Annotated in this window: 24 protein-coding genes; 8 read left to right on the top strand and 16 right to left on the bottom strand. The window is 73.6% G+C overall.

The annotated features are described in order from the left end of the window. Positions 1-10: 10 nt before the first annotated feature. Positions 11-1,819 carry a long-chain fatty acid--CoA ligase gene (locus JUB12_RS06425; RefSeq protein ID WP_205698796.1) on the bottom strand — a complete coding sequence of 603 codons (1,809 nt, stop codon included), beginning with the start codon at positions 1,817-1,819 and terminating at the stop codon, positions 11-13. Positions 1,820-1,922: 103 nt separating this feature from the next. Here JUB12_RS06425 and JUB12_RS06430 point away from each other — a divergent pair, with 103 nt between their 5' ends. Next, a complete protein-coding gene (locus tag JUB12_RS06430) occupies positions 1,923-3,101 on the top strand; it encodes an acyl-CoA dehydrogenase family protein (protein WP_205698797.1) in 1,179 nt (392 codons plus the stop codon). Here JUB12_RS06430 and JUB12_RS06435 read toward each other — a convergent pair. From JUB12_RS06435 to JUB12_RS06445, 3 genes are read right to left on the bottom strand one after another with little or no spacing between them, the layout of a single operon-like run. Then, a complete protein-coding gene (locus tag JUB12_RS06435) occupies positions 3,083-4,792 on the bottom strand; it encodes a nitric oxide reductase activation protein NorD (RefSeq protein ID WP_205698798.1) in 1,710 nt (569 codons plus the stop codon). The two genes, JUB12_RS06430 and JUB12_RS06435, sit on opposite strands and share 19 nt — an antisense overlap. A 3-nt stretch (positions 4,793-4,795) precedes the next feature. After that, positions 4,796-5,968 (bottom strand): spirocyclase AveC family protein, encoded by a 1,173-nt coding sequence (locus JUB12_RS06440; protein WP_205698799.1) that lies wholly within the window; start codon positions 5,966-5,968, stop codon positions 4,796-4,798. A 31-nt stretch (positions 5,969-5,999) separates the two neighbouring features. Continuing rightward, positions 6,000-7,187, bottom strand: a complete 1,188-nt coding sequence (locus tag JUB12_RS06445; protein ID WP_205698800.1) for an NAD(P)/FAD-dependent oxidoreductase — start codon at positions 7,185-7,187, stop codon at positions 6,000-6,002. Between the two features lie 95 nt (positions 7,188-7,282). On the opposite strand from JUB12_RS06445, the gene JUB12_RS06450 reads away from it, so the two are divergent. Further along, positions 7,283-8,425 carry an acyl-CoA dehydrogenase family protein gene (locus JUB12_RS06450; RefSeq protein ID WP_205698801.1) on the top strand — a complete coding sequence of 381 codons (1,143 nt, stop codon included), beginning with the start codon at positions 7,283-7,285 and terminating at the stop codon, positions 8,423-8,425. Here the strand turns inward: JUB12_RS06450 and JUB12_RS06455 are convergent. Next, the gene (locus tag JUB12_RS06455) at positions 8,379-8,825 is read right to left on the bottom strand and encodes a hypothetical protein (RefSeq protein ID WP_205698802.1); all 447 of its coding nucleotides are present in this window, start codon (positions 8,823-8,825) and stop codon (positions 8,379-8,381) included. The genes JUB12_RS06450 and JUB12_RS06455 overlap by 47 nt on opposite strands. A gap of 11 nt (positions 8,826-8,836) precedes the next feature. Continuing rightward, positions 8,837-9,526 carry an ABC transporter ATP-binding protein gene (locus tag JUB12_RS06460; protein ID WP_241004443.1) on the bottom strand — a complete coding sequence of 230 codons (690 nt, stop codon included), beginning with the start codon at positions 9,524-9,526 and terminating at the stop codon, positions 8,837-8,839. 200 nt (positions 9,527-9,726) lie between these two features. Here JUB12_RS06460 and JUB12_RS06465 point away from each other — a divergent pair, with 200 nt between their 5' ends. Both JUB12_RS06465 and JUB12_RS06470 read left to right on the top strand, forming a co-directional pair. Further along, a complete protein-coding gene (locus tag JUB12_RS06465; protein WP_205698804.1) occupies positions 9,727-10,323 on the top strand; it encodes a hypothetical protein in 597 nt (198 codons plus the stop codon). After that, entirely contained in the window at positions 10,323-11,207 is an 885-nt protein-coding gene (locus JUB12_RS06470; protein ID WP_205698805.1) for an ATP-binding cassette domain-containing protein, read from the top strand. Before JUB12_RS06465 ends, JUB12_RS06470 begins: the two co-directional genes overlap by 1 nt. Before the next feature lie 19 nt (positions 11,208-11,226). Here the strand turns inward: JUB12_RS06470 and JUB12_RS06475 are convergent, their stop codons facing one another. From JUB12_RS06475 to JUB12_RS06515, 9 genes are all read right to left on the bottom strand, one after another. Beyond that, on the bottom strand, positions 11,227-12,558 hold the full coding sequence (locus JUB12_RS06475; protein WP_205698806.1) for an MlaD family protein: 1,332 nt from the start codon (positions 12,556-12,558) through the stop codon (positions 11,227-11,229). After that, positions 12,555-13,877 (bottom strand): MlaD family protein, encoded by a 1,323-nt coding sequence (locus JUB12_RS06480; protein ID WP_205698807.1) that lies wholly within the window; start codon positions 13,875-13,877, stop codon positions 12,555-12,557. The genes JUB12_RS06475 and JUB12_RS06480 overlap by 4 nt, the downstream gene beginning before the upstream one ends. Further along, a complete protein-coding gene (locus JUB12_RS06485; RefSeq protein WP_205698808.1) occupies positions 13,874-15,148 on the bottom strand; it encodes an MlaD family protein in 1,275 nt (424 codons plus the stop codon). Before JUB12_RS06485 ends, JUB12_RS06480 begins: the two co-directional genes overlap by 4 nt. Positions 15,149-15,213: 65 nt before the next feature. Next, positions 15,214-16,557: an MlaD family protein gene (locus JUB12_RS06490; RefSeq protein WP_205698809.1), complete on the bottom strand. Its 1,344-nt coding sequence runs from the start codon at positions 16,555-16,557 to the stop codon at positions 15,214-15,216. Beyond that, positions 16,554-18,005, bottom strand: coding sequence for an MlaD family protein (locus JUB12_RS06495; protein WP_205698810.1), 1,452 nt, complete (start codon positions 18,003-18,005; stop codon positions 16,554-16,556). Before JUB12_RS06495 ends, JUB12_RS06490 begins: the two co-directional genes overlap by 4 nt. Beyond that, positions 18,002-19,303 carry an MlaD family protein gene (locus JUB12_RS06500; protein ID WP_205698811.1) on the bottom strand — a complete coding sequence of 434 codons (1,302 nt, stop codon included), beginning with the start codon at positions 19,301-19,303 and terminating at the stop codon, positions 18,002-18,004. Before JUB12_RS06500 ends, JUB12_RS06495 begins: the two co-directional genes overlap by 4 nt. 1 nt (position 19,304) lies before the next feature. Continuing rightward, a complete protein-coding gene (locus tag JUB12_RS06505) occupies positions 19,305-20,129 on the bottom strand; it encodes an ABC transporter permease (RefSeq protein WP_205698812.1) in 825 nt (274 codons plus the stop codon). A gap of 3 nt (positions 20,130-20,132) precedes the next feature. Then, positions 20,133-20,975, bottom strand: a complete 843-nt coding sequence (locus tag JUB12_RS06510; protein ID WP_205698813.1) for an ABC transporter permease — start codon at positions 20,973-20,975, stop codon at positions 20,133-20,135. Between the two features lie 79 nt (positions 20,976-21,054). Continuing rightward, positions 21,055-21,966: a helix-turn-helix transcriptional regulator gene (locus tag JUB12_RS06515; RefSeq protein ID WP_205698814.1), complete on the bottom strand. Its 912-nt coding sequence runs from the start codon at positions 21,964-21,966 to the stop codon at positions 21,055-21,057. Between the two features lie 80 nt (positions 21,967-22,046). On the opposite strand from JUB12_RS06515, the gene JUB12_RS06520 reads away from it, so the two are divergent. Beyond that, positions 22,047-22,814, top strand: a complete 768-nt coding sequence (locus JUB12_RS06520; protein WP_205698815.1) for a hypothetical protein — start codon at positions 22,047-22,049, stop codon at positions 22,812-22,814. Here JUB12_RS06520 and JUB12_RS06525 read toward each other — a convergent pair. Continuing rightward, positions 22,751-23,986: a cytochrome P450 gene (locus JUB12_RS06525; protein WP_205698816.1), complete on the bottom strand. Its 1,236-nt coding sequence runs from the start codon at positions 23,984-23,986 to the stop codon at positions 22,751-22,753. The two genes, JUB12_RS06520 and JUB12_RS06525, sit on opposite strands and share 64 nt — an antisense overlap. Positions 23,987-24,142: 156 nt before the next feature. On the opposite strand from JUB12_RS06525, the gene JUB12_RS06530 reads away from it, so the two are divergent. The 3 genes from JUB12_RS06530 to JUB12_RS06540 are packed head-to-tail and all read left to right on the top strand — an operon-like array spanning position 24,143 to position 24,755. After that, positions 24,143-24,403, top strand: coding sequence for a hypothetical protein (locus JUB12_RS06530; RefSeq protein WP_205698817.1), 261 nt, complete (start codon positions 24,143-24,145; stop codon positions 24,401-24,403). A 2-nt stretch (positions 24,404-24,405) separates the two neighbouring features. Beyond that, entirely contained in the window at positions 24,406-24,546 is a 141-nt protein-coding gene (locus JUB12_RS06535; RefSeq protein ID WP_205698818.1) for a hypothetical protein, read from the top strand. Next, positions 24,546-24,755, top strand: coding sequence for a hypothetical protein (locus JUB12_RS06540; protein ID WP_205698819.1), 210 nt, complete (start codon positions 24,546-24,548; stop codon positions 24,753-24,755). The genes JUB12_RS06535 and JUB12_RS06540 overlap by 1 nt, the downstream gene beginning before the upstream one ends. The last annotated feature ends 60 nt before the right edge of the window (positions 24,756-24,815 follow it).

Genomic DNA, 24,815 nt, shown 5'->3' on the forward strand with positions numbered 1-24,815 from the left:
CCCGGGCCGCCTACTCGGCGTACATCGCCTCGATCTGCTCGGCGTAGCGGGCGTCGACGGCGCGGCGCTTGAGCTTGGCCGTCGGGGTCAGGACCTCGGTGTCGGGCAGCCAGACGTCGGCCAACAGCGTGAACTTGCGCACCGACTCGACCGTCGACAGCCGCGCGTTGCCGCGCCCGACCGCCCGCTCGACCTCCGCCCGGACCTCGGGATGGCCGACGAGCTCCTCGAACGCCCCGGCCTCGAGGCCCAGGCGCGCACCGTGGACCTGCGCGGCCTCGGGGTCCAGCGTGATGAGCGCCGTGTTGTAGCGCCGGCCGTCGCCGATGCAGACGACCTGCCCGATGAGCGAGCTCTCGGCCTTGATGGCCTGCTCGATGTTCGCCGGCGACATGTTCTTGCCCGCGGCGCTGATGATGATCTCCTTCTTGCGGTCGACGACGGTGAGGTAGCCGTCCTCGTCCAGGCGGCCGATGTCGCCGGTGTGCAGCCAGCCGTCGGTGTCGAGCGTCTCGGCGGTCTTCTCCGGGTCGTTGCGGTAGCCGACGAAGTTCAGCGGACTGCGGACGAGGATCTCGCCGTCGGCGGCGAGGCGCAGCTCGACGTCGGGCAGCGGCAGGCCGGCCGTCCCGCCCTTGAACTCCTCGATGCGGTTGAAGACGTTCAGGCTGCCCTCGGTCAGGCCGTAGGCCTCGAGCAGCGGCACGCCGACCGCCCGGAAGAACTGCGACAGCTCGGGGGCGCTCGGGGCGCCGCCCACGAACGCCGAGCGGATGCGGTCGAGCCCGAGCCGGGCGAGCACCGGGCGCAGCACGGTCAGCCGCTCCGCGCGGGAGGTCCGCGCGACCCCGTCCTCGCGCACGACGCCCCCGGCTTCTTGCGCGCGGGCCTCCTCGAGTCCCTCGGCGATGGCGCGCTGGGCCGCCTCACGCTGGTCGTCGGGCAGGGCCTGCACCATCCCCTCGATCGCCACCTGGAACTTCTCCCAGAGACGCGGGACGGAGAACAGCGTGTCGGGATGCACCTGCGCGAGGTAGGTCGGCAGCTCGCGCATGTCGGGGCAGACGGTGATCGTGGCGCCGTGCACGAGGGCCATGTAGTGGGACGTGATGCGGCCGCCCGCGTGGGCCATCGGCAGGAACGAGATGACGTCGTCCTGGGCGAGGGGCACCACGGCGCCCAAGGACCGCAGCTGCGACATCACCGTGCGGTGGGCCCACTGCGCGCCCTTCGGCGGACCGGTGGTGCCCGAGGTGTAGATCATCGTCACGAGGTCCTCGGGACCGACGGCACGCCACGCCGCCTCGACGTCGACGTCGGCGCCGGCGGCCTCGACCTCCGCCAGCGTCGTCGTCCCGCCGTCTCCGTCGGTCACGATGACGTGGGCCAGAGCGGGCAGGTCCCGCCGGGCCTCCTCGACGCGCGGCAGGAACGATCGTTCGCACACCAGGACGGTGGCGTCGGCGTTGCGCAGCTGGTAGGCGACCTGCTCGGCCGACGAGGAGTTGTAGATCGTGAACGGCACGGCGCCGAGGTGGACGGCGGCGAGGTCGACCAGGTGGCACACCACCGAGTTGGGCAGCAGCATCGCCACGGTGTCCGCCTTGCCGACGCCCAGCCGGGAGAGGCCGCCAGCGACGGCACGAACCCGCTCGTCCAGCTGCGACCAGGTCAGGCGCTCGCGGTCGTCGAGCGTGCGCAGGGCGACACGATGAGGCTGCTGTGCCACGAGACGCTGGAAGGCCTCGCACACGGTGGGGGCCTCCACGGGCGCGCCCAGCGCCTCCGCCTCCGCCACGTTGGACATCGCCTGCTCCATGGTCCGCTCCTCCGCTCGTGATCGCCAGCCGAGCGCATCCTACGTGAACGATCGTTCCCAGGTCTAGTACCATCGTCCCTCCACTTCCCGAGGAGGACGACAGATGACCCACCAGGCCGTGGCGCCCGGCGATCCAGCGCTGGACCACAGCACGAAGATGATGCTCGACACCGTGCGCGACGTGGCCGCGGGCCGGGTCGCTCCGGGGGTCATCGAGCGCGACCGCGAGGAGCGCTTCGACCGCGGCTTGGTGCGCGAGCTCGGCCAGCTCGACCTCCTCGGCGGCATCGTCCCCACCGAGTACGGCGGGACCGGCCTCAGCCACGTTGCGTTCTCCGCCCTGCTCCAGGAGATGTCGCGGACCGACCACCTCATGGGCCTGGTCATGTCGTTCCCCAGCGGCCTCGCCGGCGCCGGGCTGCTCCAGTACGGCAGCGAGGAGCAGAAGCAGGAGTTCCTGCCGCGCCTGTGCCGCGGCGAGCTCATCTTCTCGGCCGGCGTGACGGAGCCCGGCTCAGGCACCGGCGTCGCCGACATGCAGACGACCTGCCGGCGCGAGGGCGACCACTACGTGATCGACGGCGCGAAGACGTGGATCAGCCTCATCGACGTCTGCGACTACGTCCTGACCTTCGCCACGCTCGACAGGTCCGGCGGCCGCGGCGCCGTCTGCGCCTTCCTCGTCCCGCGCGACACCCCCGGCCTGACGCTGCGCCCGTTCAAGAACAAGCTCGGCTTCCGCGGGGTCGCCACCGGCGAGGTCTTCCTCGAAGGCGTCACGGTCCCCGCCGCGAACCGGGTCGGTGAGGAGGGCCAGGGCTACGGCGTCGCGATGGCGGCCGTCGAGACCGGCCGCCTGGGCGTCGCGTCGCGGGCGCTCGGCCTCGCCCAGGACTGCCTGGACCGCTCGACGGCCTACGCCCGCGAGCGGATCGTCCAGGGCCAGGAGATCGGCCGCTACCAGCTCGTGCAGTCGATGGTCACCGACATGGTCGTCGGCATCGACGGCGCCCGGGCGATGACCTACGACTACGCCGCCAAGCGCGACGAGGGGCTGCGCGCCAGGCGCGAGGCCTCCCTGGCCAAGATGCACGCCAGCGACGTCGCGATGTCCGCCGCGACGGCCGCAGTGCAGATCCACGGCGCCTACGGCACGCACGAGGAGTACCACGTGGCCCGCCACTTCCGCGACGCGAAGGTGTTCCAGATCGTCGAGGGCCAGAACCAGCTGCACCGCTCGATGGTCGCCGAGTACGCGCTCGGCTACCGCGGGGCGGCCTGAGCGGCCAGCGGGCCCGCAGCCGCAAGCGGGCTCGAGCGGGTGACGTCGTCAGCCTGCTTGAGCCCGCGCCGAAGCAGGCCCAGCACGTGGCGTGCCAGGTCCTCGGAGCGCTCCAGGCGCAGGTACGGGACGTGCCCCCACACCCGCTCGAGGACGTCGTCCTCGGTGGCGGTGCGCACGCTGATGCACGCGCAGCCGACGCCGGCGCTGACCGCCTCCTCGAGTGCCCGTCGGCTGTCCTCCTGGGCGTAGCGGTGCTCGTAGCCGTCGTCGTAGGGCAGGCCGTCGCCGACCACCACGACGAGCTGGTTCACCGTCCCGGCGCGTTCGGTGACCAGCGAGGTCCCATGGCGGATCGCGGCGCCAAGCCGCGTGAAGCCCGACGGTGCGAGCGTCCCCAGGCGCCGACGGGCGGCGTGGTCGTAGCGGTCGTCGAAGCCCTTGATGCGCAGGAAGCGCACGGCGCCGCGTCCGTAGGACTGGAAGGCGTAGCCGGCGACGCGGTCGCCCAGCTCGTCGAGGGACGCCAGGAGGTGAGCGGCGACCCGTCGCTGCTCGTCGAAGACCTTCTGGCCGTCCTCGCTGTCGCCGGTGGAGCCGGTGCTGTCCAGCAGGACGACGACGCCGAGGTCGTGGGCGGTGCGCAGCTTCGTCTCGTAGATGCGGTCGTCGCCCTGGCGGCCGGCGGCGCGATCCACGGCGAGGTCCACGACCGCGGTGAGGTCCAGCACGTCGCCCTGCTGCTGGCGGCGGTGGCGCTGTGGAGCCAGTCCCAGCCGTGCCAGCTGGCGCTCGACCTGGCGGTCACGGCCAGGTGCCGGCTCGGCCTCGGGATCCAGCCGCGGGTCGTACTCGACGACCGTGCACCAGTCGGGCTTGTAGCGACCGGCCTGCCAGTCCCACTCCGGGTGGCGGGCGCCGGTGGGCGCCTGCAGCGCCTCGAGCGCCAGCTCGATCGACGGGGCAGCCGCGGCTGCTCTGGCCTGGTCGCCCACCGGGCCGATGCGGTTGCCGCCGATCGGCACGTCCTCCCCGCCGGACCCGTCGTCGGACGGCGCGCGCCCAGCGCCGAGCAGGCCCTGGATGAGATCGGCGAACGGGTTGCGCAGGACCGGCGCCGAGAAGAGCTCCATGATGCGGCTGCGCTCGCTCTCCTCCTCGTCGTCGAGCTCGTCGAGCGGCCTGCCACGGCTCGTGCCGGCCTGGTCGTCCTCGGTCGGCGCGCTGGCGCCGGCCTGGACCCCTGCCAGCAGGACGCGTCCCGGCCTGATCGTGCCGCACCACGCGGGCGCCTCGGACACCTCCCGGGCGGAGAGCGCGCGCTCGAGCGACGCCTCCGCCGAGGCGGTCGGCGGCCCGTCGGCGAACTGCCCGACGCGCTCGGCGACCGTGCGCGGCACGACCGGTCCGAGCAGGGCGACGGCCCGCTGGACCTCCAGCGCCAGGTAGCGCCGGCGCAGGCGCCGGCGTCCCGCCGTGCGGGCGACGACGCGCGGCTCGAGGCTGCCGGCGGCCAGCAGCGCCGCCTGGACGACGAGGGTGTCGCGGACCTCCGCGAGCCCCTCGGGCAGGACGATGTCCTGCCCGTCGGAGTACGCCTCGTCGGCGCCGACCGCGAGCCCGACGGGCCGGCCCGCCACGGCGCTCGCCAGGAGCGTCCAGCGGCCGTCCGCCGGGCTCGCGGGAGTCACCGGCTACTCGCTCCCGCCCGGGGCGCCCCGGTCGAACGGGATGATCGCGGGCAGGGGGTCGCCCTTGCTGCCGGGCGTCACCGTGCCCTCCGTGTTGGGGTAGGCCGACTGGTCGCGGATGTGCGGCACGCCCGGGCCCGGACACGGACGGTCGGTGCCCTCCCCGCAGAGGTTGTTCGTGAAGTACGACCGCTTCTGCAGGTCCTCGGGCCACGGCGTGGAGTTCATCCCGATGAACGTGTTGGGGACGTTGTAGGTCAGGAACATGCCGAGGTGCACCGCCGCGGTGACGGCCAGGGCGCGCACGAGGACGCTGCGGCCCGGCCGCAGGCGCAGGTGGTCGACGCCCCGCTCGACGACGGTCCGGCCGCGGTCGTCGAGGAAGAAGCGCAGCGAGGCCATCACGGTGAAGGTCGCCGACACCGTCAGCATCTCGTTGAGCGGGTACTTGTGGTAGCTGTCAGGGAAGATCGACCAATGGCCACCCGGGTACTCGAAGACCCCCAGCGGCAGCCAGATGATGCCCTCGAGGACGAGGTCGAAGAGGCACATCGCCAGGTAGCAGATGAAGATCAGCGACAGCGAGCCCAGCTGCGGCCAGCGCGCACGCGCGGCCTTCATCACCTTGCAGCCCAGGAAGGCGGCCAGGATCATGATGTAGACGTAGGCCGCCGGGGTGAAGAGGATCGGTTCGGAGGTCATCGCCCCGGGCTCGCCGTAGGCGGTCCACCACGGGATGCTGTTGGCCCAGCTCCCGAAGTTGAGCATCGACGTGTTGTAGACGAACCAGTGGCCGCCGCTGGAGCTCAGCACGTCCTGGAACCAGAGGCTCGAGAAGCCCAGCAGCAGCACGCCGTCGACGCCCACGGTGCGCTCGCGCCGCCACGGTCGCCAGACGAAGCGGTAGAGCAGGTAGGCCGCCGCGGGCAGGGAGACGACCTGCCACAGGATGAGCTCGACCTGCATCCAGGTCGGCGGGTCGCTGGGGCCCTGCTCGACGCGTTCGAAGTACGGCCCCGTGACCCAGCTGATGATCACGTAGGCGATGAAGGCCAGGATCACCGCGCCGAGCAGCGCCCAGAACTTCACCGGCGGGGTGCGGTTCTCGGCGACGTCGATGGTCGGCGGGCCTAGGGTGCCCGGGCTCGGGGCCGGGCGATCGACGGCTACTGCCATGGTCTCCTCCTGCTGGATGTCGTGCCGGCGCTCACGCCGCCACCTGCTCGACCAGCCGGGCCGCGAGGGCCCGCTGGTGCTCGATGACCTTCTTCGTCCGGTTCCAGGCGACGACGCCGACGAGCTCGTCGCCGCGCAGCGCCTCGACGACCAGCGCCCGGCGGTCCGGCTCCTCTTCGGTGACGACGAACCGGTCGGCGGCGGACAGCAGCCCGGCGGACTTGAGCTTGACGTCGTACTGGTCCGACCAGAACGTGGGGACCGGCGCGAACGACCTGCGCTCCTCGGCCGTGGCGAGCAGGTTGCGCGCCGCAACGGGGCCCATGTCCCGGGCGATGGCCCAGTGCTCGATGGACACCGGCGCCCCGCCCGCCAAGGGCTGGGGCCAGGCGGCGACGTCCCCAGCGGCGGCCACGTCCTCGACGCCGACCGCCAAGCACGTCGCGTCACAGACCACGGCGCCACGGTCGTCGAGCTCGAGCGCCGAGCCCGCCAGCCAGTCGGTGTTGGGCACCGAGCCGAGCGCGACGAGGACGACGTCGGAGGCGACCGTCGCGCCGTCGCTCAGGTGCGCGAGCTGTCCCGAGCCCGCCGGCTCGAGCTCGTCGACACTGGTGCTCAGGCGCAGGTCGACCCCGTGCGCGGCGTGCAGGGCGGCCGCACGGCGGCCGACCTCCGGCCCGGTGACCGGCATCGGCTGGGAGGCCAGCTCGACGACCGTGACCTCCTCGACGCCGAGGCCGCGCAGGGTCGCCGCGACCTCGCAGCCGATGAAGCCGGCGCCCACCACCAGCACGCGGCGCGCGCGGCGAACTGCGTGACGCAGCGCCAGGGCATCGTCGAGCCCGCGCAGCGTCAGCACACCGCCGACCTCGGCGGCGACGGACGACGTGCGCGGTCGCCGTCCCGTGGCCACCAGCAGCCGGTCGTAGGGCACGGCGGTCCCGTCGGCCAGGAGCACCTCGTGCGCGTCGGCGTCGAGCTCGACGGCCGGCGCGCCGGCCTGGTGGCGGACGCCGTCCAGCGGCGGGAAGACACAGGCCTCGGGCTCCATCGTGCCGGCGAGCACCTGCTTGGACAGCGGCGGACGGTCGTACGGCGCATGGCGCTCATCGCCGACGAGCACCACCTCGCCCGCGAACCCGTCACGCAGCAGCACGGATGCCGCGCGGTGGCCGGCCAGACCACCGCCGACGATCACGACGCGCAGCGAGCCCACCGCCTGTGAACGATCGCTTGCATCACTGCGGGCCAGCGTACCAGGGTGACGAGCAGCATGTGAACGGGCGTTCAGTCGCTGCTACGGTGGCCGACGTGGAAGGCCACCAGGACGGCCTGCGCGCGGAGGTGGCCTCGTTCGCCGCGGACTTCGGCGCGACCTACCACGCGGACGTGCTCGCGGGCCGCGACAGCCCTGACCGCCTCTGGGAGGCGCTGGCCCGGCGCGGCTGGCTGGGACTCCACCTGCCCGCCAAGGTGGGCGGTGGCGGCCGCGGCCTGGCAGAGACGGCCGTCGTGGTCGAGGAGCTCGCGGCCGCCGGCTCTCCCGTCCTCGGCATGCTGTTCTCCCCCGGCGTCGTCGGGGCCGTGCTCGCGGCCCACGCGACGCCCGACCAGGCGCGCCGGTGGCTCGAGCCCGTCGCCAGGGGCCGCCTGCGGGCGGCCTTCGCGCTGACCGAGCTGGACGCCGGCAGCAACACGCACGCCATCGCCACACGTGCACGCCGCACGGGCGGCGGCCACGTCCTCCGCGGCGAGAAGCACTGGGTCTCAGGCGCCGACCGCGCGGCGCTGCTCCTCGTCCTCGCCGTGACGGAGCCCGCCCGCGACGACGCCCGGGCGCAGCTCACCCTCTTCGCGGTGGACCGCGAAGCGCCCGGCGTGCGGCTGTCGCCGATGCCCACCGCCATCGAGGTGCCCGAGCGTCAGTTCGCCGTCTCCCTCGACGAGGTCGCCATCAGCGACGACCGCCGCATCGGTGCTTCGGGCCAGGGGCTGCGCGTGGCCTTCAGCGGGATGAGCGTCGAGCGCGTCCTGACCGGCGCGCTGTGCGTCGGCATCGGCCGTCACGCCCTCGGGCTGGCAGCACGCCGGGTCACCGACCGCCAGGTGTGGGGCCGTCCCCTGGGCGGCCACCAGGGGGTCGCCCACCCGCTCGCGGACGCGTGGATCCGGCTGGAGGCGGCCGGGACGATGGTCGCCCGGGCGGCCGCCGAGCACGACGCGGGGCTCCCCGCGGCCCGCGCGGCGAACGTCGCGAAGTACCTCGGCGCCGAGGCCGGCGGCGAGGCGCTGGACCGCGCGATCCAGGTCCACGGCGGCCTCGGCGTCGCTCCGGAGACCGGGCTGACGCGCTACTGGTGGCTCGTGCGGACCCTGCGCATCGGGCCGGTCGCCCAGGAGCTCGTGCTCAACGACGTGGCCGAGCGGTGCCTGGGGCTGCCGCGTCCGGCATGACGCCCTCGTCGACGCGTCGCAGCAGCGCCCGCAGGATCGGGTCCCGCTGGAGGTAGCGGCGCACCGGCCCCGAGGAGACCACGCGTCCGCCGAGCAGCGCGTTGGCCATCTGCAGACGGCCGCGGGCGAAGAGGTCGACGTCGCCGGGCTCGAGCACGAGCGTCACCTCAGCGGGGGCGTCGTCGGGCGCGAGCACCGGTGGCTGGCGGTCCAGCAGGAGCGTGAGCAGCGGCTGGTCCCCGCCGCGGACGAGGAAGGCGACCGAGGTCTGCGCCGTGCCGAGCCGGTGGACGGGCCGGCCGCCGAGCGCGAGAGCCTGCAGGACGCGCTCCCGGACCTGACTGGGAGGCACGGCGCGCGGGAGGTCGTCGACGGGCGTGGCGATGGCGGTCTGGTGCATGGGGACAGGCGTCAGTCCATCCCGAGCGGGCCGGCGGTCTGCCCTGCCAGGAACTGCCGGGTGAACGGGTCGTCGGAGTTGAAGGCCTCCTCGGCGGGACCGCTCGAGACGATGCGGCCCTGCCACAGCAGGGAGACGTGCTCGGCGACCAGCTTGGCCAGCGCGATGTTGTGCGTGACGACGACGACCGTGCCGCCCAGCTCCTCGTGGCGCTCCCTGAGCAGCTCGCCCAGGAGCGCCGTGCGAACCGGGTCGAGCCCCGAATCGGGCTCGTCGCAGAGCAGGATGCCCGGGTCCAGCGCGAGCGCCCGCGCGAGGCCGGCTCGCTTCTTCATGCCACCCGACAGCTCGTTGGGCATGCGGTCGCGCGCGTTCCAGAGACCGACGGCCTGGAGGTGCTCGGCGGCGACCTCGCGGATCGTCGAGTCGGGCAGGTCGGTGTGCTGGCGCAGCGGGAAGGCGACGTTGTCGAACACCGTCATCGAGCTGAACAGGGCGCCGTCCTGGAACATGACGCCGATGTCCCGCCGCAGCCCCAACACCTCCGAGCTGCTCATGCGCGAGAGCGACCGGTCGTGCACGAGCACCTCGCCGCGGTCGGGCGCGAGGAGCCCGATCACGTGCTTGATGAGCACGCTCTTGCCCGTGCCGGACGGCCCGAGGACCACGGCGGTCGTGCCCTCCGGGATCCGGAGGTCCACCCCTCGCAGCACGCGATGGGGACCGAAGGCCTTGTGGACGTCGCGCGTCTCGATCGCGAGGCAGTCCGACCCGGCGGTCGCCCCGGCGCCGTGACCCTCGACCTCTGTGCTAACGCTCGTTATCATCCTCTGCGGCGGCGACGGTACCAGGTTCCGGCATGGGGAGCGAGCACGATGCGCAGAGCACAGGTGCAGTGACGATGAGCGGGCAACGACCCAGCCATGGACGCCCGGCCCAGCGACGGGCCCTCGCAGGTGGTGCCCTCGCCGCCGCGGGCCTGCTCGTCAGCCTCGTGTGGCCCCAGGCCTACGGCTACGGCATGGTCGCCGCCCTCCTGGGCGCCGCGGTCCTCGCCCGCGGTCGTGACCTCGTGCCGGGTGCGCCCGCCCGGCTGGCCGCGGCGGCCGCCGCGGCCCTGTGCGCCGTCGCCTTCGGCGCCGCCGTCGTCGCCTCGGTCGGCCTCAGCGACGACGACGAGCCGGTCGCGGCCCAGGCCGGGGACGGCGGCGACGCCGCGCGTGCGGCGTTCTGCGCCTCGGGAGCCGCCGACGTGCTGGACCGCGTCACGGGGGCCGAGCTGCGCAGCGCCAAGGACCTGGAGGAGGCCACCGACCGGCTGCTCGACCAGACCGAGGGCGCCCCGCCCGGGGCCCCGTGCGCGGTCGTCGCGCTGGACGCGGTGGCCGACACGTGGAACCTCCGGGTCGGCGAGCGCGGCTTCGACGACGCACGCGAGCAGCTCGAGCGCATCCGCGACCACCAGCGCGTCCACGGTCTGGTGCTCGCCGCCTTCTAGTGGAGCCGGCGCCGATCGAGGCCCGTGGTGTGCACCGCGCGCTGGCTGGCCGGCCGGTCCTGGCGGGCGTGGACCTCGTCGTGCCGGCGGGCGCCACGGTCGCGCTGATGGGCCCGTCGGGTGCCGGCAAGACGACGCTGGTCCGCCACCTCCTCGGCCTGCAGGTGCCCGAGTCGGGCGAGGTGCTGCTGGCCGGCCGGCCCGTGAAGGCGATGAGCGACTCGGAGCTGCGCCGCGCGCTGCGCGACGTCGCCGCGGTGGTCCAGGGGCCGGGCGACGGGTTGATGGGCAGCTCGTCGGTGCGCGACAACGTGCTCTACGTCCTGGAGCACACCACCGGGCTGTCGCCCCGCGACCGTCGTCGGGAGGCCCAGCACTGGCTGCGGGTCCTCGGCCTCGAGGGCCGTGCCGGCGCGCTGGCCCAGGAGCTCTCCCGCGGCGAGCGCAAGCGGGCGGCGCTGGCCCGGGCGCTGGCGCCTGGGAAGCCGGTCCTCGTCCTGGACGACCTCGAGGGCGGCCTGGACCCCGTGCGCACCGCGCTGGTGTGCGACGTCGTGGCCGACCACCTGCGCGAGGGCAGGCGGACCTGCCTGCTGACCACCCACAGCACCGAGGTGGCGCAACGGCTGGCCGATCGCGTCGCCGTCCTGTCCGGCGGCCGGATCGCCCACGAGGGACCCGTCGGCGAGGTGCTGGCCCTCGCCGCGGCGCCGGCACCGGCGTCGGTGCTCGCGCCGGTCGGCCCGCCGCCGGTCGCCGCCACGCCGACGGGCAGGCCACGCCTCGTGCTCCTCCTCCTCGTCCTGCTCGTCGTCCTGGCGCTCATCGCCCAGCAGCTGCTCGACCAGCTCGGCAGCGGCCACCGGGTGCTAGCCCCGTTCTAGGCGCCCGTCGCGGCGGGGCTCAGCACTCGGCGTGGATGCGCGGGTAGGGCTTGGTGACGTGCTTGGGGCCCGAGGGGTGCGAGCCGTCGGCCACCTCGTCGGAGCGGTCGGGCAGCGGGTTGTAGCCCACGTTGTAGACCCGGCTGACGACCTTGTTGCGCAGCAGGGTGTTGAGGAGCTTGCTGCTGCGCTCGTCGAAGATGCGCAGCTGCTGCTCGCCGAGGTTCACCGACAGGCGCGCCGCGTGGCCGTTGGCGTCGTAGTAGTTCGTCGTCGAGCCCATGCCCTGCAGCAGCCCGACGAGGTCGCGCTGGTACTTCACCAAGTAGGAGATCGCAGGGTTGATCTCGCACAGCGCCGCCCTGACCTGCGGGAGCGCCTTGAGGGTGGGCGCGGCCAGCGAGCGCACGTCACGCAGCGTCGGGCGCAGCCGCGGGGCCGTGCGGTCCAGCTCGTCGACGAGCCGGGCGCCCTCCGCGGCCACCGCCGGCAGGCGCCGGACGGTCGGGCGCACCTCGCGCACCGCGGTGGCCGCGGTGCTGAGCACCGGGGCCGCCTGGCGGCCCACGAGCTCTACGACGCCCGCCGTCGAGCGGGCCTGGCGCACGAGGGCGGGCAGCCGATCGATCGTCGCCTTGAGCTGCTGGTCGCGCGCGGCCACGGCGCGGAAGGTGCGCCGGGCCATCGTGGAGAGCTCGCGCACGGCGTCGCCGCGCTGGCCGACGGCCGCCGTGACCTGGCCGAGCTCGTCCACGAGCCGGCTGAGCTGCCGGCGCTTGCCGTGCAGGATCCCGACGATCGGCGTCGCCTCTGCGACGAAGCCGCTCACGCCGCCGACCGTCCGGTTGAGCCGGCGCCCTTCGCCGTCCAACCCCTCCCCCAGGCCGCGCAGCATCGCGCGGGCACGGTCGCGCGTGGGACCCCGCAGGCTCTCGAGGATCTCGTCGACGTCGACGTAGCGCTGTGCCTGGGCCTTGGGCAGGACGCCGCCGTCGGGCAGCGGAGCGCCGCGACCCGGGAAGAGCTCGACGTAGTTCTCGCCCACCAGCGTGCGCAGGCGCAGGCCGAAGCGCGTGTCGGTCGTCACGGGGGCGTGGTCGGGGTCGAGCTCCAGCGTGACGCCGACCCCGTCGGGCGCGCGATCGACGTCGGCGACGCGGCCGACCCGCAGGCCCGCGATGGTCACGCCGGCGCCCTTGCCGAGCGTCGAGGACGACGGGAGCACCGCCTTCACGCGGTAGGGGTCGCCGCCGGTCGACACCGTCCCCGAGTGCACGAACCAGAACCCGACCGTGAAGAGCCCGGGGATCGCGATGGCGATGATCGGCAGCAACCGGCGCAGGGTCGTCATGGCCTCAGGTCACCTCCGGTGCCGGGCACGCCGCCGATCGGTCGGCCCGGCGCGCAGCTCTTGGGCACGATGACGTTCGGGTCCTTCAGCACGCTCGTCGAGTCCAGCCCCACGTTGAGGTCGCCGCGTCCACCGGGCCCGCCACGGGCGTCGTCGTACTTGACCAGCGACGCGGTCCACTGGAAGAACCCCTGGAGGGCGACGCCGCAGCCGGCGACGGTCTTCGTCACGTGGTCGATCGCGTCGGACTGCGGCCGCAGCGCGCGCACGGCCCGGCTCAGGCTCTCCGACGTCGGCGTCAGCACGCCAGCGAGCGGCACGAGGCGGCGCACGGGCGTTCGCAGCGCCCGGACGGCGGGCCGTGCCGCGTCGCTGAGCGACCGCACCGCCGACAGGCCGGCGGGCAGCTCGGCGGCGGCCGGCTTGAGCGCCCGGACGGCGCCGTCGACCTCCGGCAGGACCCCGCGCAAGGCGGCGAAGCTCGAGTCCACGCGCCCCAGCAGCCCAGGGAGCTCGGCCAGCGTGGCGTCGAGCCCGCCCGAGCTGCGCTCGAGGGCGCGGGCCGTCGTGGCCCCCTCGCGCACCAGCCGCCGCAGCATCGCGTCGCGGCGCGACAGCTCGCCCGTCAGCACGCCCGTGCTGCGCACGAGCGAACGTGTCAGTCGCCCACGGCGTGCGAGCTGGCCGGCGAGCCGCTCGGCCACCTGCACCAGCGGGACCGCCTCGACGAACGCCCGACGCAGGTCGTCGCCGCGGCCCTCGAGCCCGCCGCCGAGGTTGCGCAGCATCGTCGCCATCCGGGTGCGCACGTCGGGGCTGAAGGCCGACAGGGCGTCCTCGACCTGCACCGAGACGTCGGTCTGGCCGATCGCCAGCGGCTCGTCGGGCGAGGCCTTGCCGGCGGCCGGCGTGCCGCGGTCCAGGACGTCGAGGTACATGTCCTCCAGCGCCGAGTTCGGGCGCAGGATGGCGCGGGCGTCGCGGTACAAGGGCGCGAACTCCTCGTAGACCTCGGCGGTGATGACCGCGCGGCCGTCGACCAGCTCGACGTCCTTGATGCTGCCGGCGTCGATGCCCTTGAAGCGCACCTCGTTGCGATCGCCGCCCTGCACCGCGTTGGCGTCGGCCACCGCGAAGCGCACCTCCTGGGTCGGGGTGTACACCGACTTGGACACGTTCTTGGCGACGTAGAACGCACAGACCAGCCCGAGCACGATGCCCAGCGCGACGACGATCGCCGGGCGCGACCCGCGCCGCAGCTCGAGCGCGATGCGCGTGCGGTTGATGCTCTCGCTGAGGTGCTCGCGGACGTCGATCATGGGCCCGGGATCGGGTTGTAGGTCAGGAGGTCGTTGAGGAACTTCGCGATCTCGCGGCACTCGGCGACCTTCCCGGCGCCCGCCGCGTCCGGGTCCAGGAAGTACGTGCGGCAGGGCAGCGTGTCGATGGCGCGCTCGCCGGCGCCCGCCGCCAGGCCGATCATGTGGGACCGGTTGTCGTAGCTGCCGGCGGCCGCCCCCAGCCCACCGAGGGTCGGGCCGATCATCGCCGACGTGGAGCGGCCGGTCACGGGGTCCTTCTTGGCGAGGTCCGGCAGGATCGTCTCGTCGAGTCGCCGGAGGCTCGGGTCGAGGTCGTCGAGCAGCGGGCCACCGTTCTGCGCGGTGGCGGCCAGCGACCGGGCGGCCGGTCGCAGCTCGCGCAGCAGCGGGCGGGCGCCGCGCAGGAGCCGGTCGGCGTCCACGACGGTCGGACGCAGGTCCGCCAGCGCGGGCGCGACCTGGGTGGCGGAGCGCCGCAGGCGGGCCAGCAGCGGGTCGGTGCCCCGCAGGGTCACGTCGACCAGCGCCATGGTGCGCCGCACCTCGGGCAGCGTGGTGGCAGCCCGCAGGATCGAGCTCTGGACGGCATCGCGGCGGCGCGCGACCACCTCGGTGACCAGCGCACCGTCGCCGACGAGCCCGGTCAGCGAGCGGTCCTCGCGCCCGAGGTCAGACGTCAGGCGCGCGGTGTTGCGCACGAGCGCCCGCAGGTCGCCATCGCGCTGCCCGCGCAACGTCGCCACGCCGCGGCGCAGCGTCGGGGCCGACCGCGTGAGCGTCGTCAGCGTGCGCTCGAGCTCGAGCTCGTCCTCGAGGGCCGTGGGGATCTCGCGCAGCATCGTCTTGAGGCCGCGCCGCTCACCGTCGCGCAGGTCGCTCAGGAGCGCGTCGACCTCCACGGGCCCGGTCGTGCGGGTCACCGGGATGCGCTGGCCGGGCAGCTCGCCGGCCGACGGGGTCCCGCGGTGCAGGTCGACGTAGTACGTGCCGCCCAGGACGTTGCGGGAGTCGACGGTCGCGCGGGCGTCGCGGTACAGCGGCAGGGACTCGTCGAAGACCTCGAGCGTCACCACGGCGCTGCGGCCGTCCTCCTGGAGCTCGACGTCGGCGACCCGGCCCTGGTCGACGCCGTCCACGCGCACGGGACTGCGCTTGGAGATCTGGCTCGCGTCGCGGAAGACGGCGGTCACCTCCGTGCCCTTGCGCTGCAGGGCGCGGTCCAGGAAGCCACCGAAGACGAACAGCGTCAGGACGGCGATCACTCCCACGGTGGCCGCTCCGATGCGCGAGTAGGAGCGCTCGGACAGCCCGCCTCCGACTCCGCCTCGGCGGATCATCGCGAGCCTCCCCGCGTCGGCGTCTCGATGTAGCGCTTGCCCGGCGAGTACTTGCACGGGCCGGGATGCACCTCGTCGACGACCATCGGCGAGTCGCGCGTGATGCCCTGGATGCCGGCCGGGGTGAACGGCGGCAGGATCCGGAAGTAGTGCAGCGGCCCGATGAAGCCGTTGGGCAGCGGGTGGGTCTGGGCCCGGCCCTCGATGCCGTAGCCGAGGGCGCTGCGCCAGTTCTCGGCGAAGTTGTCCACGTCGCAGCCGTGGCGGCCCACGAGCTGCAGCGGATCGACGAGGTCGTCGAGCAGCCGCTCGCCCGGCTCGAGGACGGGGCGCAGCGAGCTCACCAGGCGCCGGGCGTCCGGGACGGCGGCCTGCGCGGTGGCCAGCAGGGCTGCGGTGCGGCGCAGCGGTCGGTCGCTGCGGTGCAGCAGCGCGGCGGTGGCGCGGAGGCCCTCCGGCGCGGCCGGCAGCGTGCGGTTGGCGGCGTCGGCCACCTCGCGGAGCGCATGCAGCAGCCGCGTGCCGGTGTCCAGGCCCGTGCGCACCCGGCCCAGCGCGGAGGGCGCCTCCTCGAGCGTCTCGCCCAGCGCCGACCGCCGCTGGACGATCGCGTCGAACGTCCTCGCGGCCGGTCCCATCGCCGCGACCTGGTCGTCCTTGCCGGACTCGAGGGCGTCGATCGCGGAGGTGAGCGCCGGCACCAGACGCCGCGCGGCTCCCGGACGGTCGTCGACGACGCGCTCGACGACCTCGTTGAACTGCGGACCGGCGACGACGGCGTGGTCGGTCAGCCGGCTCAGCCCGCGTCCTCGGCCCAGCAGGCCGATGCCGGTCTCGTCCAGCGTCGAGGCGAGCGCGCGGCGGGTGCGCTCGTCGAACGTGTTCAGCGCATCCGGGACGGAGTACGTCAGGGCACCCTCGTCGCCGTGGATCGTCGCGCGCTCCGGCAGCTGCTCGGTGCTGCGACCGGGCCGCAGCTCGACGTAGCGCTGGCCGAGGAGGCCAGCCGCCCGGACGAAGACCTGCGTGTCGGCGGGCAGGCGTTCGGTGTCCTCGGCGAGCTTGAGCTCGAGGTGCGCGCGCTGGTCGCGGGCCTCGACCTTCAGGACCTGGCCGACGCGCACGCCCGCGATGCGGACGTCGTTGTGGGGCTGGATGTTGCCGGGGTCGGGGACCGAGGCGAAGTACGTGTGCGACGGGACGCCCGGCACGCCGTTGGGCGCGCGCACGGCGATGATGCCGGCCAGCGCGAGGGCGCCCACCGTCACCAGACCGGCGAGCACCACGGCGTAGGGGCGCGGCCGTTCGCTTCGGCGGCTGTGGCGGCTGCGCTGGATCATGGGCCGAGGAGGAGGTCGAGGAGGCGACGGGTGCCGTCGGTGCCCTCCGGCGCGCGCTGGCCCTGCGTGCCGCCGAGCGCGTCAGGCAGGAGGCCGCGGACGTCGTCGAGCAGCCGGTCGGCCGGCAGCAGGTCCTTGAGGGCGTCGGTGAGCCCGCGGACCGGGTCCTTCGGCGCCTCGGGACGCGCGGGCGCCGGCTCGGGCGCGGCCTCGGCCGGCGGCTCCGGGCGGCGGGGCTCCGGCTCCTCGCGGCGCGGCGCACGCGCGGCACGCTCGGCACGCCGCGTCCCGGGGTTGCCGAGCGAGTCGACGAGGGTGCGCAGCATCTCGGCGCTCAGCGTCGCTCGGCCGCGGAACACGTGGCCGAGGCCGTCGCGGCCCTGGATGGCGCGCGCCCAGCCCTCCACGAGGCCGAGGACGTCGTCGATGCTGACGTCGAGGGTCCTGGAGACGGGCGCGGCGGCCTCGACGGCGCGCACCAGCGAGCGCAACGTGGGGTCGGCCTGGCGCAGGACCGGCGTGGCGGCGCGCGCGAGCTGGGTGAGGGTCGGCGACACGGCGACCGCGCGGTCGAACGCGGGCCGGGCGGCGCGTTCGAACGGACGCAGCTGGGCCAGCGTTGCGGTGAGGGCGGGCGCGGTGTCGGCGAGCGCGCGCGCCGCGGGCTCCAGCGGGCGGGTCGTGCGCTCGAGGTCGGCCAGGAAGCGCTGCGCGCTGCGCAGGGCGCCTGGCGCCTGGCCGAGCGTCGCCTGCAGCTCCCGGCGCCGGCCGGCAGTGACCTCGACGGTGCGCCCGAGCCCGTCCAGCGCGTCCGTGAGCTGCCGGCGCTCGGCGGCCAGCGTCCCGACGTAGCTGCTGCTGCGCTGCACGAGGCGCTCGAGCGTCGCGTTGTCGTGCACCACCTCGTCGACGAGCCGGCGCGCGGAGCGCAGGTCGGTGGGCAGCAGCTGCAGCGTGCGGCTGAACTCGCGCTTGCGGCCGGCAACGGCCACCCCGAGCTCGTTGAGGACGACCTGCAGACGTGCGCGGGTGTCGCCGTCGAGCGCGGAGAGCACCTCGTCGAGGTCCGTGGGGGTCGTGACCCGCGAGGCGGGGATCCGGGCCCCGCCGCCCAGCTCGCGCCCGCGACGCCCGGGCTGCAGGACCATGTACTTCGAGCCCAGCAGGTTGGCGGTGACGATCTCGACGCGCGCGTCCTCGCGCACCGGTCCCGCCTTCTCGCGATCCAGCGACAGCGTCGCCTCCACGACGTCGCCCTCGCGCAGGCGGATCTCGTCGATCCGCCCCACGGGGACCCCGCCGACCTTGACCTCCGAGCCGGAGCGCAGGCCGTTGGCGCTGGGCAGGTCGACGCGCAGCTGGTGACGCTCATCGCCCGTCAGCGCCACGGCGACGAGCGCCACGGCGACCACGCCGGTGGCCACGGCGAGCATGCGACCGAGGCTCATCGCGCCTCCGGGTCCTTCGACGGGTCGAGCGTCTCCGGGCCCAGCCCGCACTGCGGCTGGAACCACGGCTGGCCGGAGGAGATGCCCGGCGGACGCGGGAAGGCGTAGTCCAGCTGCGGGAAGGAGGTGAGCAGCTCGGCCGAGTTCTGCGGCGTGGTCAGCCCGTAGGGGTAGACGATGAAGTTGCCGCGGAACATCTTGTCGTGGCCGTCCCCCAGCCGGTTCATGCTCGTCCAGGTCGAGGCGAACCCGGCGATCTCGGGGGCGAACGGCCGCACGCACTGGCCCTGCTCGTCGAGCTCCCGGCCGATGCGCTCGATGCGCGGCATGGTCCTCGTCGCCTTCTCGAGCAGCGGGTCGAGGTCCGGAGCAGCCCGGCGGAGGGTCGCCAGCGTCGTGCGAGTGTCAGGCCCGACGTCCTGGACGGTGGCCAGCGTGCGGTTGAGCGGCGAGGCGATGCGCCGCAGCTCCGCCACGCCGGGCGCGAGCCGCTTGGCCAGGTCGTTGGCCGACAGGAGCGTCGCGTCGGCGTGGGCGAGCGTGCGCGTCGTGCGGTCCAGCGTCGACGGCAGGTGCCCGAGCGTGTCGCGCAGGCGGCCGGCGTGGCGGCCGAAGGCGTCGAGCGTCCCGGCCGCGCCGCTCACCAGCCGGCCGATCCCCGGGTTGGCGCGCTGGATGGCGTGCACCGCGCGGTCGGTCTGGCCGAGCAGGACGTCGAGGGCCTGCTCGTCGGCGCCGAGCTCGTCGAGCACGGCGTTGACCTCGTCGAGGGTGGGCGGCGCCGCCTCGAGCGCGGGCGCCAGGTCGTCGGAGGCCCGCTCGACGGTCGGACCGCTCTCGTCGAGGAAGCGCTTGAGGTCGCGGCGCGTCCGTGGGTCGAAGTCGCCGAGCACCTCGTCGACCTCGACGTTGGTGGTCACGTCGTCGACCGGGATCGTCGCGCCGTCGACCAGCGGCGCGCCCGCGCGGGCGGGGGCGACGAGGTCGACGCGCCGGTTCGTGTAGGCGATCGTGCTGCCCCAGCGCAGGCGCGCCTCGGTCCCGCGTGGGAGCGGCCACACGCGGTCGTCGTCGATCCGCAGCTCGACGCGGGCGCGGCCGGCGGGCGTCGGCTCGGCCTCGACGACCCTGCCGACGACCACGCCGGCGACCCGCACTTCGGCGCCCGCGGTGAGGAACCGCGCCTGTGGCGCCTCGAACACCAGCCGTCCGGCCCCGTCGGAACCCGACCCGGCGACGACCACGGCGGTCGCACCGGCGGCGACGAGGGTGAGGGCGAGGACTGCGACGCGCCGCACGTCAGCCGCCGATCGGGAGCCCGAGGTCCTTGCCGTAGGCGCCGAACACCATCAGGCCGAGGACGATGTGGATGAGGACGAGGTTGACGACGAGCGATCGCGCGACCGCGACGCCCACCCCGGCGGGCCCGCCCTTGGCGCGCGTGCCGTAGTAGCAGGAGACCAGCGTGATGATCGTCCCGACGACCAGCACCGAGATCAGGGCGAAGGCCTGGTCGAAGGGCGACTGGTTGCCCCAGTTGTAGCGGAAGAACGTCTCCGAGCTGACGGCCCGGACGATGACCACCGAGTTGATGTAGGCGCCGATCGTCCCGCCCACGAGCGAGACCGCCGTCGCGATCGGCGCGAAGAGGATGGTCGCCGCCACGCGCGTCCCGACGACGTACTTCTGCACCGAGACGCCCTCGGACTCGAAGCCGTCGAGCTCCTCGCTGACCTTCATGGCGCCGATCTCGCCCACGAGGCCGCAGCCGACCTTCGCCGCGAAGGCGTAGGCGAACATGAGCGCGGCGGTGAACCGCGCGTTCGTGACCCCCGGGACGAGGCCGATGTAGTCGGCCGCGCCGGCCGCCTTGAGGAAGTAGTAGCCGAAGCTCGTCGCGCTGAAGCCGATGGCCGCCGACATCAGCGCGATGAACCCGGTGCTGCCCCGCACGAGCAGCCCGGTCTGGCGCAGGACCTCCGAGAAGTAGCGCGCCGACTGCGGGACGGCGCGCAGCGCCCCCAGGGAGAAGACGACGAGCTCGCCGAACTCGGTGAAGGCCGTCTCGCGCGAGTGCTTGATCGGCGGTTCCGCGGGCGCGGTGTCGAGGGGACGGACGGCCACCGGTCAGCCTCGCAGGACGGTGACGTCCGGGAAGTTGGGCAGGAACACCGCGTTCCACAGGCAGTTGAGGATCCAGATGCCCAGGAACGTGATGAGCACGGCCTGGTTCACCGCCCGGCCGACGCCCTCGGCCCCGCCGCTGGCGTTCATGCCCTTGGCGCAGCAGACGACGCCCACGAAGAGCCCGGTGACCATGAGACGCAAGACGAACGACGCCATGTCGGCGGGGTTGATCGTCGCCCGGGCGCTGTCGAGGTAGTCGGCCCAGCTCGCGTTCGGCAGCAGGGTCGGTGAGAGCAGGAAGATCGTGCCGATGCCGACGAAGAGCCCGAGGAGCCCGAGCAGCGGTGCCATGAGCGTCAGCGCCACGATCCGCGGGACCACGAGCGTGCGCATCGAGTCGATGCCCAGCACGGTCAGCGCGTCGAGCTCCTCGCGGATCTTGCGGGCGCCGAGGTCGGCCGTCATCGCGCTGCCGACGACGCCGGCGAACACCATCGCGCTCACCCAGTAGGCGGTCTCCCGCGGCCAGCCGACCACCATGCCGGCGCCCGTGCGGTCGATCGTCCCCAGCGTGCCGAGGATGCCGGCGATCAGCGTGATGACGCCGCCGACGGCGAAGAAGCCGATGGACAGCACCAGCGGTCCCGCGCAGCGCCGGGCGGTGATGGAGCACTGGGTCAGCAGCTCCCCGCGCCAGGAGAACGGCGGCGTGCAAGCCACACGCGTGGCGCGCAGCAGGAGGGCGCCCATCTGGCCCGCGGCCTCCAGGCGGCCGTAGGCAGGCAGCCGGGGCAGGCGGTCCTCGAAGGACGCCGGCGCCGCCTTGGTGGGCAGGGACCCCATGGGCCGAACCTCTCAACGCCGGTGTGTCGGGACAAGGCCCGGGCGGGGGAACTTCACCCCCAATGGGGTGAACTTGCGTTCACGACACGTCGGCGCCCTGGAGCGCGGCGAGGTAGCGGCCCACCGCCTCGGCCCGGTTCGTAGCCCCCAGTTTGCGCAGCAACCGGGCCACGTGGCTCTTGACCGTCTCGGGCGAGAGGTGCAGCTCGGCGGCGATGACGCGGTTGGACCGCCCGAGCACCAGGAGCTCCATGATCTCCACCTCGCGGGAGGTCAGCTCGGCCGCCGGCCCGCCCGGCGCGGCGACGCCGGCGGGCCACGCCGCCGCCGGGGACCGCAGGTCCGAGCGCGGGAAGACCGCCCCCCACCCCAGGTCGGTCGACATCGTGACGGGCGACAGCAGCGCTTCCTGCCCCATGGCCATCGCCGACGTGGCCAGGTGGCGGAACTCCGCCGAGAGCTCGGCGAGACGCGCGCGGAGGACCGCGCGCTCGAGCGCCACGCCGATGAGGCCCGCGTACACCTCGACGCGCACGCGCTCCTCGAGGGCGACCTCGGGCTCGTGACGGTCGACGACCAACAAGGCGACCGTCCGGGTCTCGGGGACGATCGGCGCCAGCACGAACTGCTCCAGGCCCAGAGCCTGCTGCAGGACGCTGGCGCCCCGGGTGCCGGTACGCCGGCCGTCGTCGGCCCGGCGCACGAGCTCGGCCTCGTCCGAGCCGGACTCGAGCGGTGTCGGGGTGGCCAGTGCCGTCCGGCGCAGCAGGTCGCACGCCTCATGGTCCACCGCGTTGCCGGCGGCGCGCAGCACGCCGTCCTCCACGGTGAGCACCACCGCGCGGTCGAAGCCGCAGAACGCGCACGCCTCGATGCTGGCCTGCGCCCGGAGCTCCGCGATGTCGCGACACGCCTGGAGCCGTCGCTGGGCCAGGACGGCCTCGGCCATGGCCCGGTTGGCGGCCTCGTCCTGCGGGCTGATCCGTGCCACGGCCCGACCCTACCCGGCGCGGACCGACCGTGCTGGTAGGTTCACGAACGTTCACGTCCGGTCCATCGGGAGGCCAGCTCATGTACGACGCCGACCAGGTGCTGCAGCGCATCGACGACCACACCGTGATCGTCCTGGCGCTCGGCGGCCTCGCGCTGGTGTGCAACTACGTGTTCTTCGGTGAGGCGGCAAGACTGGCCCGGCGCGACCGCTGCGTCCCCTTCCTGCTGCTGTGCTGCGCGTTCTGGTTCCCGCACGACGGCAACTACCTGCTCGACGCGCAGCTGTGGTTCGACGACTACGACCACTGGTTCCCCAAGCTCTTCTGGGTCGCCCTGGTGTTCACGTTCACGTTCGAGTGCGTGTACCTCTCCCAGACCCTGCGCTACGGACGCCGCGAGTGGGCCCCGGCGCTCACGCAGGCGCAGTTCCGGCTCTGGGTCGTGGCCACGGTCGCCCTCGGCGTGGTGCTGTGGAAGGTCGCCAAGGACGCGCTGGAGGACGACCTGTACCTCGCCGCGTTCATGGTCACGGCGGTGTGGGCGCTGCTGTCGGGCTACCGGCTGGCGCTGCGCCGGGGCTCTCGCCGCGGGCAGTCCCCGCTGCAGTGGGGCGCCTACACGGGGATGGTCAGCTCGTACGGGGCGCTGTCGATCTTCGTCTTCGGCGGCAGCTTCGCCCGGTGGCCGTGGGTGGCGATGTGCGTCATGGCCGTCGTCGGCGGCGCCGGGCTGACGTGGTGGCTGGCGCGGGCGCCGGCGTGGGAGCCGGCGCCCGCCGCCGATCAGGCCTTCACGAGCTCGACAGGGAGCTCGTACACGCCGCGCGAGTACGCATCGCGCACGTAGCTGATCTCGCCCGCCGGCCGGATATCCTTCGTGCGCTGCAGCAGCTCCTCGAGCAGGATCTTGATCTCGAGGGCGGCGACGTGCTTGCCCAGGCAGGAATGCGGCCCGCGGCCGAAGCTCACGTGCGGGTTCGGATTGCGCGAGAGGTCGAGCTCCTCCGGCGCGTCGAAGGCCTCCGGGTCGAAGTTGCCCGCCGCGAAGAGCATGGCCACGTGATCGCCCTCGTGCAGCTCGACGCCGTGCAGCTCGACGCCGCGCGTGACCGTCCGGCACAGGTGGGTGAACGGGCTGGCGATCCGCACGAACTCCTGGGCGACCGTCATCGGCACGTCGTCGGCGCGCTCGCGCAGCCAGTCCATCTGGTCGGGCCGGCGCAGGAGCTCGTGCATCCCGTGGCCCAGCGACGTGCGGGTGCTCTCCGCGGCGCCGCTGGCCAGCAGCGCGACGTTGCCGCGCACCTCACCCTCGGGCATGCCGGCCTCCGCGATCTTCGACATGACGTTCTCGCCCGGCTCCCGACGGCGCAGGGACTCGAGCTCGAGGGCGTAGGCGTAGAGGTCGGTGATCGCCTTGCCGACCGCTTCGAAGCTCGGCGTGATCCGCGTGTCGAACGGCGCCGCGAACTGGTCGACCCAGTGGAAGAACTTGGGTCGGTCGTCCTCCGGGACGCCGAGCACGTCGCCCAGGGCCTGCATCGGCATCACGTGAGCGATCTCGTCGATGAAGTTGAAGGGCCCGTCGATCTGGAGCGCCTGCTCGACGACCTCCACGGCGTAGCGGCGGAACCGCCCCTCGAGGTCCTTGAGGACCTTCGGGGTGAACCCCTTGCTGACCACGCGGCGGTTCTCGCGGTGGCGATCGCCGTCCATCGTCAGCATCGCGGGCGCGCCGATGGCCTCGCCCAACGGGGCGAAGGCCCAGAAGTTCACGGGGCCGCGGTCGGCGGCGAAGGTCGCGGGGTCCTTGTCGATGCGCACGATGTCCTCGTGGCGACTGACCACCCAGACGCGGTCGAGCAGCAGCGGGTCCTCGAACTCGTGCAGGCACACGGGCTCGACCTCGCGCAGGTAGCGGTAGGCGTCGAGCGGCAGCCCGAACGTCGTCGGGTCGCCGTTGGCGTAGGTGTCGGGGTCCAGGACCCCGAGCTCTGCCTGGGACATCTTGGTGGCCATTGGCGGTGCGTCCTCCCTGTCGTGGGCTGCGGGAGGTCGATGCTAGCGCTTCTGTGAACGCTCGTTCGCAGACCAGCAGGACGTCCCGTCCTTGCCCATCAGGCTAACGATCGTTTATCGTCGGCGCGACACCCCAGAGCGAAGGCGGAGGTCGAGGTGTTCGAGGAGCTGTCCCCCGATCGCGAGAAGGCGATCAAGGTCTACACCGCGCTGTCGGTGCTGTTCTTCGTCGTGATCATCGGCGCGGGGTTCGTCCTCGCCGCTGACCGCGGCTACGGCGCCGGCCCGTGGGACACCGACACGGTGCACAGCTGCTACACGCCGGGCGGGCCCCACTACGTGCCCGACAAGCCCGTCAGCGAGCAGCCGTGTCCGAGCCCGACGTCCGCCGGCCTCGTGGCCCGACAGAAGGACTGACGATGCACCTGACGGACCTCACCGCGGCCGTGATGGCCGCGGGTGTGTGGCACGACACCTGGAAGATCGCGACCTCCGTGGCGGTCCTGTTCTTCCTGCTGTGGGCGTGGAACTGGATGATGAGCCACTTCGGGACGTTCTGATGGCCGACGAGCACCTGCCGGCCGAGCCGCGCAACCCGATCGCCGTCGGGACCCTGCGCCAGGAGATCCGCGAGATGCCGGTCATCCAGCGCTGGGTGGTCTACACGTCGGGCTTCTGCCTGACGTTCCTGCTCCTCCAGTGCTTCCTGGTGATGCCGATCATCCTCATCAAGTACGGCTGGGGCTACAACGTCGGAGACGGCTCCTGATGGCGATCGCGCTGCCTCGCCGCGAGACGCGCGTCACGTCGTCGCCCCCTCCGGGCTCCG

The organism is Conexibacter sp. SYSU D00693 (assembly GCF_017084525.1).
Lineage (GTDB): Bacteria > Actinomycetota > Thermoleophilia > Solirubrobacterales > Solirubrobacteraceae > Baekduia.

Coding starts and splice junctions, on each gene's coding strand:
- JUB12_RS06520 (WP_205698815.1), top strand. CDS start 22,047: ATGTACGACGCCGACCAGGTGCTGCAGCGCATCGACGACCACACCGTG.
- JUB12_RS06480 (WP_205698807.1), bottom strand. CDS start 13,877: ATGATCGACGTCCGCGAGCACCTCAGCGAGAGCATCAACCGCACGCGC.
- JUB12_RS06540 (WP_205698819.1), top strand. CDS start 24,546: ATGGCCGACGAGCACCTGCCGGCCGAGCCGCGCAACCCGATCGCCGTC.
- JUB12_RS06475 (WP_205698806.1), bottom strand. CDS start 12,558: ATGACGACCCTGCGCCGGTTGCTGCCGATCATCGCCATCGCGATCCCC.
- JUB12_RS06430 (WP_205698797.1), top strand. CDS start 1,923: ATGACCCACCAGGCCGTGGCGCCCGGCGATCCAGCGCTGGACCACAGC.
- JUB12_RS06455 (WP_205698802.1), bottom strand. CDS start 8,825: ATGCACCAGACCGCCATCGCCACGCCCGTCGACGACCTCCCGCGCGCC.
- JUB12_RS06490 (WP_205698809.1), bottom strand. CDS start 16,557: ATGATCCAGCGCAGCCGCCACAGCCGCCGAAGCGAACGGCCGCGCCCC.
- JUB12_RS06425 (WP_205698796.1), bottom strand. CDS start 1,819: ATGGAGCAGGCGATGTCCAACGTGGCGGAGGCGGAGGCGCTGGGCGCG.
- JUB12_RS06465 (WP_205698804.1), top strand. CDS start 9,727: ATGAGCGGGCAACGACCCAGCCATGGACGCCCGGCCCAGCGACGGGCC.
- JUB12_RS06510 (WP_205698813.1), bottom strand. CDS start 20,975: ATGGGGTCCCTGCCCACCAAGGCGGCGCCGGCGTCCTTCGAGGACCGC.
- JUB12_RS06525 (WP_205698816.1), bottom strand. CDS start 23,986: ATGGCCACCAAGATGTCCCAGGCAGAGCTCGGGGTCCTGGACCCCGAC.
- JUB12_RS06535 (WP_205698818.1), top strand. CDS start 24,406: ATGCACCTGACGGACCTCACCGCGGCCGTGATGGCCGCGGGTGTGTGG.
- JUB12_RS06495 (WP_205698810.1), bottom strand. CDS start 18,005: ATGAGCCTCGGTCGCATGCTCGCCGTGGCCACCGGCGTGGTCGCCGTG.
- JUB12_RS06440 (WP_205698799.1), bottom strand. CDS start 5,968: ATGGCAGTAGCCGTCGATCGCCCGGCCCCGAGCCCGGGCACCCTAGGC.